The 11,549-nt window shown below is 69.5% G+C and carries 9 protein-coding genes; all 9 read right to left on the reverse strand.

The window, feature by feature from the left end; translation table 11 throughout:
* Positions 1-2 precede the first annotated feature (2 nt).
* A complete protein-coding gene (locus D7V93_RS07525) occupies positions 3-944 on the reverse strand; it encodes an ExeA family protein (RefSeq protein ID WP_120642727.1) in 942 nt (313 codons plus the stop codon).
* Positions 945-971: 27 nt separating this feature from the next.
* Positions 972-4,106: a type IV pili formation protein SgmX gene (gene sgmX / locus D7V93_RS07530; RefSeq protein ID WP_120642728.1), complete on the reverse strand. Its 3,135-nt coding sequence runs from the start codon at positions 4,104-4,106 to the stop codon at positions 972-974.
* Between the two features lie 192 nt (positions 4,107-4,298).
* Positions 4,299-5,684, reverse strand: a complete 1,386-nt coding sequence (gene accC / locus D7V93_RS07535) for an acetyl-CoA carboxylase biotin carboxylase subunit (RefSeq protein WP_120642729.1) — start codon at positions 5,682-5,684, stop codon at positions 4,299-4,301.
* Between the two features lie 72 nt (positions 5,685-5,756).
* Positions 5,757-6,344, reverse strand: a complete 588-nt coding sequence (gene accB, locus D7V93_RS07540; protein ID WP_120642730.1) for an acetyl-CoA carboxylase biotin carboxyl carrier protein — start codon at positions 6,342-6,344, stop codon at positions 5,757-5,759.
* A 39-nt stretch (positions 6,345-6,383) separates the two neighbouring features.
* Positions 6,384-6,965, reverse strand: a complete 582-nt coding sequence (gene efp / locus D7V93_RS07545; protein WP_120642731.1) for an elongation factor P — start codon at positions 6,963-6,965, stop codon at positions 6,384-6,386.
* Positions 6,966-7,106: 141 nt separating this feature from the next.
* A complete protein-coding gene (locus D7V93_RS07550) occupies positions 7,107-7,469 on the reverse strand; it encodes a roadblock/LC7 domain-containing protein (RefSeq protein ID WP_120625442.1) in 363 nt (120 codons plus the stop codon).
* A 39-nt stretch (positions 7,470-7,508) separates the two neighbouring features.
* Positions 7,509-8,165, reverse strand: coding sequence for a hypothetical protein (locus D7V93_RS07555; protein WP_120642732.1), 657 nt, complete (start codon positions 8,163-8,165; stop codon positions 7,509-7,511).
* Between the two features lie 33 nt (positions 8,166-8,198).
* Positions 8,199-11,027, reverse strand: a complete 2,829-nt coding sequence (locus tag D7V93_RS07560) for a type IV pilus secretin PilQ (protein WP_120642733.1) — start codon at positions 11,025-11,027, stop codon at positions 8,199-8,201.
* 55 nt (positions 11,028-11,082) lie between these two features.
* The coding region (locus D7V93_RS07565) for a pilus assembly protein PilP (protein WP_120642735.1) at positions 11,083-11,549 on the reverse strand (467 nt) is incomplete at its 5' end.

Genomic DNA, 11,549 nt, shown 5'->3' on the forward strand with positions numbered 1-11,549 from the left:
CCCTAGAGCTTACCGAGTCCCTCGAGGTAGCGGTCGATCTCCGCCAGATCGATTTTCGTGTTCGCCGTCCGGGGCAGCGACGTGGCGGGAGCGCCCGCTCGCTCGCCTGCCAGGGGAGCAGCCGAGCCGCCCTGGAGGCCCAGGTTCGTCCCGATGCGGTGCACCAGCTCCGCGTCGATGGACTCCTCCCGCACGAGGAAGGCCTCGAAGAGGGCGTTGTCGCACAGGGTGTTGATGACGCGCGGCGTGCCCCCGGAGTGCTGGTGCACGGCCAGCAGCGCCTCCGGCGTGAAGGGCATGCGCGGGCACCCGGCCAGCCGCAGCCGGTGCTTCACGTAGGCCTCGGTGGACTCCGCCGTGAAGGGCTCCAGCTTGTAGCGGAGCGCCACGCGCTGGGCGAGCGGCGGGTCCAGCTTCAGGTTCTTCTCGATCTCCGGCAGGCCGAAGAAGACGAAGGAGATGAGCTTGCGCTCGGGGACCTCCAGGTTCAGCAGCCCCCGGAACTCCTCCATGATCTCCCGCGTCTCCAGCATCTGCGCCTCGTCGATGAGGACGACGGCCTTCTTGCCGGACTCATAGATCTGCAGCAGGCGCTGGTAGAGCTGGGACAGGAGCGCCAGCTTCTCCTGCGCCGGGTTCTCCACGCCCAGCTGTAGCGCGATGCGGCGCAGGAGCCACTGGGCCGTGATGCCCGAGTGGATGATGACGAGCAGCGCGGCCTCGTACTCGGACTCGGGCAGCGAGTCGAGCATGCGCCGGGCGAGCGTCGTCTTGCCCGCGCCGATGTCGCCCACGAGGATGGACAGGCCCTTCATGTAGCCCACGGCGTGCATCAGCCGGGTGAGGGCCTGCGAGTGCTGCGCGGAGTTGTAATAGAAGCGGCTCACCGGAGCGTTGGAGAACGGCTCCTGGGTGAGTTCGAAGTAGTCGAGGTAGGTCGTCATGGGCTCGCCGGTCCTCTCGGCAACGCGCTACACGTAGCCTACCTTGCGGGCCTTGGGGGCGCCCGCTGCGGGCACCGGCGTCGGCGCGGCGGCGGGCACACTGCTCCCGGCGCGAGGCAGCGGGTCGTCCTCGGGCTCGGTCACCGCCGCCAGCCGCGTCACCTGCGACCCCACGTCGCGGTACTTCGCGTCCATGGCCGCCACGCGCTGGAAGTGGAAGAGGGCCTTGCCCGGCTCGTTGAGCGCGTCGTAGGCGCTCGCCAGTTCGAAGCCCAGGGCCTTCGCCACTTCTCCCACCGCGAGCACGTTGGCCAGGCCTTCCTTGAAGACCTCCACGGACTCGTCCGGACGGCCGCGCAGCGTGTGGAGCATGCCAATCATCGTCAGGCAGTCCAGCTCGCGCTTCGTGCCCACGGAGCCCTGACGGGCCACCTCGAACTCGTGGACGGCGTCGTCGAGCAGGCCCATTTCCTTGTAGGCGATGCCCAGGTCGTAGTGCGTGTCCACGTCCTCGGGCTTCACCACCTTGGCGAGGCCCTTCTTGAACTCGGCGAAGACCTCGTCCACCGAGTATTGGAAGTCCTCGTCCGCCGGGGGCACCGCCGCCAGCGAGTCGCCGCCCAGGTCGTCGATCTCCCCGGCCAGTTCCGCCGCGAGGTCGAACGCGTCGCGCTCGCCGGACGCCTCGTCGTGGAACCCTTCCGTCACCGGCTGCACGGACGGCACGGACAGCGGCTCCACCGGAGCCTCGGCCTCGGGGGCCGCGCCGCCGCCGGCCTCCATCTCCTCCAGCCGCGCCATCAGCTCCCCGGCGCGCACGTGGCCCGGGAAGGCGATGGCGATCGTCTCCAATATCTCCCGCGCCTCTTCGAGCAGCCCCTGGTCGAGGAAGAACGACGCCTCGTCGCACTCCTCGGCGGCGGGCTCGTCTTCCGGCTCGGACTCGGGCTCCGGCTCCGGCGTGTCCTCCAGGGCCTCGGGCTCCGGCGTCTCCTCCGGCTCCGGCTCGGAATAGGCCTGCGCCTCCACTGGCGCGAGCACGAGGTGCGCGGCGGTGGGCTCGTCGTCCTCGTCGTCGCCCAGCTGCGCGCCCGAGTCGTAGTCGGCCGGGGGCGCGAAGTCCGAAAGCGACGCGTCGTCCAGCGACTCGTCCAGCATGGACGCGTCCAGCGGCGCCAGTCCCACGCGGGTGGGTGCGTCGTCGTCCTCGCCCAGCGACATGCCGGCCGCGTCGCCGTCGCCATCACCGTCCAGGGCCGGGAGCTGCAGCGTGTCCGGCGCGGCCTCGTTGAGCAGCGCGCGCGACGGGGACAGCACGCGCGTGGGCGACGGCTCCTCCTCGTCGCCCAGCGACATGCCGCCTTCGTCGTCCGCGAGCACCATGGGCTCGTCGCCGCCCAGGTCCTCGAAGGAGTCGGCCGGATACGACAGCGCGTCGTCCGGGCCCACCAGCGGCTCGTCCTCGGCGTCGCCCAGGCCCGGCTCATCCGCCAGCACCAGCGCCTCGTCGTCGGACCCCACGACCAGGTCGTCCTGCGGCGGCAGGTCGTAGATGGCGTTCTCGGAGGAGCTGATGGGCTCCCCCATCACCGCCTCCTCGCCGCTCAGCGTCGTCTCGGCGACCTCGTCGTCGACGATCTCATCCGAGTCCGTCCCGTGGCTCAGCGCCGCGAGCGCCAGCTCGTCACCCTCGGGCTGCGCGAGCGCGTCGTCCGGCGGCTCCGCGACGAGGATCTCGTCCTCGTTGGAGTCCACCAGGATGGCGTCCTCCTCCAGCGACTCCACGCCCGGGGCGGCCACCGGCGCCACCACCCCACCCTCCGAGCGCAGCACGGACAGGAAGGCCGGCACCTCCGGGTGCGCCGGGTTCTCCTGGAGGATGGTCGCCAGGTACGGCTGCGCGCGCGTCACGTCCGCGCGGCGCGTGCACAGGCGCAGCACGTTGAGCAGCTGCTCCGACGCCTGCGCGCCGTTATTGGCCGCCACGTAGATGTGGTACGCCTTTTCGTGCGCGTCCAGGTTCTCCGGATCCACCGCGAACACCTTGCGAAGGTGCTCGAGCGCTTTGTCGTGGAGCCCGTACTTCACGTAGACGTCCGTCTCCGTCAGCAGCTTGGCCAGCTGCTCGCGGCTCATCCCGGCGGGAGGCGGCGGCACGACGGCCACGGGCTGCGCGGCGGGCGCGGGACGGGACGGCGCGGAGGAAGCGGGCGCGCTCCACGCGGGCGCGCTGGGCTCCTGCTCGGCGGGTTCGGGCTCCGGCTCCGGCTCCGCGACGGGACCCCGGCGCGCGAGCAGGTCCGGGTCCTGCGGATCCAGCAGCTCGATCTGCGTCCACACGCCGTCGGCCTCGGCGGTGCGGCCGCGCTCCTGGTGGATCTTCGCGAGCTCCTTGTAGACGGACACCGTCTTGGAGACCTGGCCCAGCCCCTGGAACGCCTGCGCCAGGAGGGTCAGCGTCTCCACGTCGCGGCCGTCCGCCTTGAAGCACACCTGGAGCTTGGCGAGCGCGCGCTTCTGGTCGCCGCGCTGCAGGTAGGACGCCGCCAGCTCCTTCGCGAGCGGCAGGTTCTCCGGCTCCAGCGCGGAGAGCCGCTCGGCGACGCGAAGCCAGTCGTCCGCGCGGCTGTTGCGCTTGAGGTACTCTGCGGCGCGCTTGAACTCCTGCGCCGCTTCCTTCGTCATGCTCTCGCGCGCGTACAGCTCCGCGAGCTTGATCTTCGACGCCACGTTCTCCGGGTCGAGATCCACCATCTTCTTGAGGGTGTCGAGGCTGGAGCGGGTGTCGCCCGCCTTGTCGTAGTGGTTGGCGACGATCTGGAAGTACGCCATCGCCTCCGACATCAGCCCCAGCTGCTGGTGCAGCTCCGCCAGCTTGAGGTTCACCTCCAGCAGGTTCGGGTTGAGCTTGAGGACCTGCTTGTAGAGCGCGACGGCCTTGAGGAAGAAGCCGTCCGAGGAGTAGCTCTCCGCGACCTTGGTGAAGAAGTGCGCCGCCTGGGCGTTGTCGTTCTTCTTCTGGTACAGCTCCCCCATCTTCTGGAGGACCCGGATGTCCTTCGGGTCGACCTCCAGGACCTTCTGGTACTCCTTGATGGCCTTGTCGTACGCGCCCTTCGCGACCAGCTTCGCGGCGGCTTCGATGATCTTGTTCTTGTCCATCGAGCGTGCGCTTCCGGCAGGCAGAAACCCCGAGGAACTTCGCGGGTTTCGGTCCTTCTCTGAGGGGGAGGGTTGGAGGCTAACGGAATCCTCCAACGCGGGTCAAGAAACAGCCTGCCATCCCCCGAGAACGGATCACCCGCCCGGACGCTCGTCCGCCCGGGGGGCTGCCCGGTGCGGCACGTCGGGGCGCTACGGCGTCTCTTCCACGGCCTTCTTCAGCCGGCGGGACCCCGTCTCGCTCGCCAGGAGTCGCTCCACGAAGCGCGTGTCGTAGTTGCCCTCCTGGAAGGCCTCCTCCGCCAGCGCGGCCCGGTGGAACGGGATGTTGGTGCGGATGCCCTCCACCACGTACTCGGAGAGCGCCCGCTGCATCCGGCGGATCGCCGTCTCACGGTCCTCCGCATGGACGATGAGCTTCGACAGCAGGCTGTCGTAGTACGGCAGCACCGTGTAGTTCTCGTAGGCCGCCGAGTCCACGCGCACGCCGTAGCCACCCGGCACGCTGTAGCCGGTGATCTTCCCCGGCCACGGCGCGAAGGTCACGGGGTCCTCCGCATTCACCCGGCACTCGATGGCGTGCCCGCGGATCTGGATGTCCTCCTGCTTGAAGCGCAGGGGGTGCCCGTAGGCCATGCGGATCTGCTCGCGCACCAGGTCCACGCCCATGACCAGCTCCGTCACGGGGTGCTCCACCTGGATGCGGGTGTTCATCTCCATGAAGTAGAACTGCCCGTGCTCGTCGAGCAGGTACTCGATGGTACCCACGTTGTTGTAGCGCAGCTTCTTCATCGCGTTGACGGACACCTCGCCCATCTTCTGGCGAAGCTCCGGCGTGAGCGCGGGCGACGGGCACTCCTCGATGAGCTTCTGGTGCCGGCGCTGCACCGAACACTCGCGCTCATTGAGGTGGACGATGTTGCCGTGCTCGTCGGCGACGATTTGGATCTCGATGTGGCGCGGCTTCTCCACGTACCGCTCGATGTAGAGGTCGCCGTTGGAGAAGCTGGCCAGGGCCTCCGCCTGCGCGGTGGAGAACGCCTGCGCGAGCACGCCCGGCTCGCGGACGATCTTCATGCCCTTGCCGCCACCGCCGGCGGCCGCCTTGAGGATGACCGGGAAGCCGATCTCCTTGGCGAAGGCCTCCGCCTCGCGCGGATCCCGCACGACGCCAGGGCTGCCGGGCAGGAGCGGCATGCCCGCCTCGCGGGCCGCGGCGCGCGCGCGCACCTTGTTGCCCATCAGCCGCAGCATCTCCGGGCGCGGACCGATGAAGCGGATCTTGCAGTTCTCGCAGACCTCCGCGAACTCGGCGTTCTCCGACAGGAAGCCGTAGCCGGGGTGGATGGCGTCCGCGCGGGTGATCTCCGCCGCAGAGAGCAGCTGCGGCACGTTGAGATAGCTCTCCTTCGACGGCGGCGGTCCAATGCAGACCGCTTCGTCGGCGAAGCGCACGTGCAGCGCGTTGGCGTCGGCGGTGGAGTGCACCGCCACGGTGGCGATGCCCAGTTCACGGCATGCGCGGATGACCCGCAGGGCAATCTCCCCGCGGTTGGCGACCAGTACCTTCTTGAACACGTCCGTGCTCCTTGAGAGGGCCTGGGGCACATCCGGCCCCAGGCGGGCCGGACGCGCCTTGGGACAGCGGACTCAGGCCGGCTCGATGCGGAACAGCGCCTGGCCAAACTCCACCGGGCGACCGTTCTCCACGAGGACCTCGGCGATACGGCCGGAGACCTCGGACTCGATTTCGTTCATCAACTTCATCGCTTCGACAATGCAGAGCACTTGGCCCTTGCGCACCACCGAGCCCACGTCCACGAACGCGGGCTGGTCCGGCGCGGGGGTCCGGTAGAAGGTCCCCACGAAGGGGCTGGTCACCTGGTGGCCCGGCTTCTCCGCCGGCTTCTCAGGGGCCACCGGGGGGGCGGACACGGGCGCGGAGGGCGCGGCCGCACGGGGCGCGGCCGGCGCGGCGTACTCCACCGGCGGAGCCACCGTCACGCCGGGGCCCGAGGAGCCGGTGTGGTGCACGATGGTCGTCTCCGGCGCGTGCCCGCGGCGGATGTAGAGCTTCTCAGGGCCCCGCGTCCACACCAGCCGGGTGACGTCCGAGGCCTCCAGGATCTCCACGATCTGCCGGAGGGCCTCCACGTCCAGGGACGTGGCTCCCACGTCCCGGCCGGTGGAGGTGCTCGCGGGCGCCGCCGCCCGGGTTGCCTTGCGCTTCGTTGCCATTGAGATCCCTCCCGGAGTCGCCAGGTGACGGCCGCTGCCCTAGCCCGCGCTGGACACGCGGGTGAGGTACTTGCCGCCTTCGCGCGTGTCGATCTTGAGCACGTCGCCCTCGTTGATGAACAGGGGCACGTTGATGGTGTAGCCGGTCTCCAGCGTGGCGGGCTTCAGCGCGCCGGACACCGTGTCGCCGCGCACGCCCGGGTCGCACTTGATGACCTTGAGGTCCACGGAGTTCGGCAGCGTCACGGAGATGGCCTTGCCATTCCAGTAGAGCACCTCGACCTGGGTGTTCTCCTTCAGGAAGTTCTTCGACTCCCCGAGCGCGGCCGCGGTGATGAAGGTCTGCTCGTACGACTTCTTCTCCATGAAGTGGTACTCGTCGCCGGAGGCGTAGAGGAACTCCATGTCCTTCTGCTCGATGTCGGGGACGCCCACCTTGTCACCGGACTTCATGGTGGGCTCCAGCATGCGACCGCTGAGCAGGCTGCGAATCTTGGTCCGCACGAAGGCGGAGCCCTTGCCCGGCTTGACGTGCTGGAAGTATTCGATCACGAACGGCTCGCCGTCGATCTCGATCTTCAAGCCATTGCGGAACTCGGACGTATCGATAAAACCGGCCATGCGGACCGACTCCTTCGGACAGGCGAAAACGATGAAAAGTCCGGGGTGTCTAGCCCATGCCCCCTTTCCTGCAAAGGGGAAATCAGCGACAAGGTGCGTCGCCGGGCAGGCTCGACACGCCCCTGCCCGGGCAGCCTCGCGCTACAGCTCCGCCTTCACGTTGGGCGCGGTGACGCGCAGCACGTAGCGGCCCTTGCCGAAGTTGCCGTCCGCGCGCATCGCCAACACCAGGAAGTATTCCGGCGTCAGCAGGCGCATCACGGTGAGGACCTTCTCGCTGTTGACGCTCACTTCCGTCACGGTGCCCGTCTTGAGGGACTCGGCGGCGTTCCTCAGCTGCGTCAGCAGGTTGGCGTACTCCACCCAGGTGCCCGTGACGTCCAGCTCCGTGGCCTCGTCCTTCTGGAACGTGTCCACGGAGATGCCGTCGAAGCCCATCACGCTGCACGCGAGGGCTCCGTCCACCTGGTTCACCACCGCTTCAAGGTGCGTGCGAAAGGACATGGTCTTCCCGGGAGGGTGGCAGGCACCCGCGGCTCAGGGCTAGAGGGTGCAGCTGGGGAACACGTTGTCCTGCCCGGAGTTGCCGCACGGCCCCGCGGACTCCGGAACCTCCCCGGCCGCGCAGGTGGGGACGCCCACGTCGCGGTTGTCCACGTCGATGGAGAAGGTGACCTCGTTCGACTCGAAGGAGCTGCTCCCCGCGTACTTGCCCGTGAGCTGGATGGTGACCTGCACCTGCACCGGGTCCGCGTTCGTCGGCACGGCCTGCAGCAGGGCGGAATAGACATCCGCGGTGATCAGGCTGAGCACCAGCAGGTTCCCCTCGGAGCTGGGGTTGAGGCCGGCCGTGTAGGGCAAGGTCTGGTCGGGAATGCTGGCGCCCGAGTCCGCGTCGAAGGACAGCTTCACCGAGTCCACGAAGGCGGTGCCCTGGCCGCCCGTGTCGGGATTCGGATCCAGGGGGACGCCGCCCACCTCCGTCGGGGTGTTGGCGTAGTTGGAGTTGACGATGAGACCCACGACGTAGTTGCGGCCGTACCGCAGGTTGAGCCGGCCCCGCGCGATGCCAGGGGCATCCTGCGCGACCACGCAGGCCGCGCTCGGCTGCTTGGTCTGGAGGATTTGAACGACGGGCGGGCTTTCGGCGCACGAGCACAGGCCCAGAGCAAGGGACGCCGCGACAAACAAGGGCTTCATTGGAATGAGTCTCCCAATCAGGACGCGCTGCCGCTAGAGGCTCTGCGCGATGGTCTGCCGGTTGAGGATGCGGGGCGTGATGAAGATGAGCAGTTCCTGACGCTCATCCGTCTCCGTGGTGCTCTTGAAGAAGAAGCCCAGCACGGGGATCTTCGACAGGAAGGGCACCGAGTCGCGCGAGGTGCTGCCCCGGCGCACATAGATGCCGCCGATGACGGTGGTGTCTCCGTCCTTCACCAGGACCTGGGTGTTGGCTTCCTTGCGCTGGATGGAGGGCTGGCCGTTGGCGCCCGTGTTGGACGGGTCCGGCTGGTTGTTCTGCGCCGCGATGGACATGAGGATGCTGCCGTCCTGGGTGATGTGCGGCGTGACTTCCAGCGACAGGCGCGCTTCGACGAAGGTCGTGTTCACGCCGCCCGCCGACGTCTGGCTGAACGGGATGGACAGACCCTGGCTGATGCGGGCCGTGTTGTTGTCCAGCGTGGTGACCTTGGGCGACGAGATGGTCTTCACCGCGCCCTCCGTCTCCGCCGCCGACAGGCGCAGGTTGAGCTGCAGCGCACCGCCCGCGGAGCCGAAGGCGAAGCCCATGGCGCCACCGAGGCCTTCACCCACGGCCGCCGGCAGGTTGACCGCGAAGTTGGGCACCGTGGGGACGCCCGGCGCCGAGCCCGGCGAACCGCCCGTGACGCCCACGGTGCTGGGGAAGATGAGGCCGGTCGGGTTGCCGGAGGCCGGCGACAGGCGCGCCTGACCGCCCCACTGCACGCCCAGCTGGCGGCTGAAGGTGGTGCTCGCCTCCACGATGCGGCTCTCGATGAGGACCTGCGGCGTCTGGGTGTCCAGGCTGCGCACCAGGGCGCGCGCCTTCTCCGTGTTGGAGCGGATGTCCTTGATGATGAGCACGTTGGTGCGCGTGTCCACCGTCACCGAGCCGCGGTCGCTGAGCACGTCCTTCACCCGCGACGACATCTCCGCGGCCACCGCGTAGTTCACCGGCACCAGGCTGACCAGCAGGTCCTCCTGCTGCATCAGGGACTTCTTGCGCTCCTGGCGCAGCCGCGCCTCCTCTTCCAGGGTCTTCAGCGGCGCGATGCGGATGATGTTGCCCACCTGCTCCTGGCCCAGCTGCTTGGTGCGCAGGATGAGGTCCAGCGCCTGGTCCCAGGGCACGTTGCGCAGGCGGATGGTCACGCGGCCGCCCACGTCGTCGGCGACGACGATGTTGCGCTTGGAGATCTCCGCGATGACGCGCAGCAGGTTCTGGATGTCGATGTCCTTGAACTCGAAGGACACGCGCTTGCCGCGGTAGCGCGCCTGCTGGGGCGCCCCTTCCGCCGCGTACGCCGGCGCCTCGGCGGTGAAGCCGGCGGTGCGCTGGGAGACGGCCACCTCCTCCGTCTTCACGCCCTGCACGTCCAGCCGCCAGCTCAGGCTGTTGGCGCCCTGGGTGACGTTCTCCTCGATGGCGCCGTCCGCGGCGACCACCACGCGCACCTTGCGGCCCTCACCCTGCACGCTGAAGGCGCTGATCATCTTCACCGGCGTGTCGAGCGCGCTGGTGTCCAGGCTGCGCTCCAGCTTCTTGGGCAGCCGCGCGTTCTCCAGCGTCAGCACCGCGCTGCGCGGGTCCGGACGGTCCACCTTCCACACCGCCGCGCCGGACAGCTTGAGCTGCACGCGGCCGCCCGTGGGGCTCTCGTCGAAGGACAGGTCCTTGATCTCCACCGCCTGGGGCTGCGCGGGCGCCTGGGCCACGGCCACCGCGGGCTGCGGCTTCGCCGCCTCCACGGGCAGGGGCTGCGGGCGCAGGGGTTCGGTCTCCGCCACCGCGTCGCGGGGCTGGGCGGGCTTCGGCTTGCGCGCCACCGCGGCGCCCAGCACCACCTCCAGGCCGCGCTCGGAGCGGTCCACGCGATAGGCCGGCATGTCGCCCTTCGCCACGAGGACCAGGCGCACCTTGTCGTCGTGCGCGCCCACGCGCACGTCCTTCAGCAGGTTGCCCTTCACCTTGGGCGCCTTGGCGCTCAGGCCCACGCCGTAGACGTCCACGGCGAGCCGGGGGGGATCCACCAGCTCCAGGACCTCGTAGCGGGCGATGTCGCCGTCGGCGCCGACGCGCAGCGCGTCGCCGTCCAGGGACAGGCGGGTGATGCGCTGGGCCGGGTGGGCCACCTCGCGCTCATCCGCCTCCGTGGCGACCACGTTCTCGCGGCCCGGCGTCTGGGACGGGGTGGGCTTGGAGGAGGCACCCTCCTCCGGCACCAGGGCCACCATGGCCTCGACGGGGGCCGGAGCGGGCGCGGGCTTCACCGGCGCGGCGACAGCCACCACCGGGGCGGGCGCGGGCTTCACCGGAGCGGCGGCGACGGCCACCGGCTCCGCGGGCTTCGGCTCCGCGGGCTTCGGCGCCGCGGCGGGGGCCTGGGCGGTCGCGGCGGCGGGGGCCACCGGCGAGCCGTCCACGGAGATGACGACGCGGTTGCCCTCGGCGCGCACGTCGTACTGGGACGCCTGGTCGAGCGCCACCAGCACGCGGCCCACGCTGGCGCGCGCATCGGAGAACTGGGCGGCCACGACGCCGGACACGGGGCCCGTGCCGTCATGGTGCCCCTTGATGCCGGTGGCGTCCGCGGACGACAGGTCCACCACCAGCCGCTCCGGCCCACTGAGCCGGAAGACGGTGAAGGTGGGCGGCCGGGTCCCGGTCACCACGACCTGGGCACCGGCTCCCGTCCGGGACACCTGAAGGTCCCGCAGCGTATTCAGATCCGCGCCATACACCTTGGCGCCTGCAAGGACGACCGCCCATGCGGTCGCCATGATCCACTTGCCCCTCGTCACAGCGCTCTGCTCGAGCATGCGTCCCCTCAACAAGTTGGTAGCGGGCGACTGCCCGCGGGCGCGCCGTGGGGCGCTACTCCCAGTTCTTGCCCGTCATCAGGTTGTAGGCGGGGTCCTTTACGCCATCTGCCTTGAGCTGCAGGCTCACCGGATTGCTGATGAGCTCGCCCTTGGCACCCGTGAAAACCTCGGTGACGGTGACCGAGTCCCGGAGAATCTGGGTCACCTTGCCGCCCTGGCGCCCCACCCGGGTATTTCGCCGGACGATGTGGCCCCGGCCCAGCGGATCCTCGACCATCGCCAGCGGACTGGCGTCCCCGGTGACGACCGCCACCAGCTTGAGCTGGTCGAGGTCGAACACGCACAGGGGTTCATTGCACGCGCGTTCCGGTGCGTCACGCGCCACCGGTCCCAGCTCTTCCAGCGGACTCCGGAAAGGATCCCGCTTGCCCACCGGGCTGTAGGTGTAGACGAACGCTGGCAGCGCCGACGCTTCGGTCTTCGCTTCCACCGGTGCCTCCGCGGGGGCGGCGGCCGGGG

It is taken from the genome of Corallococcus llansteffanensis, assembly GCF_003612055.1.
Classification (GTDB): Bacteria; Myxococcota; Myxococcia; order Myxococcales; family Myxococcaceae; genus Corallococcus; species Corallococcus llansteffanensis.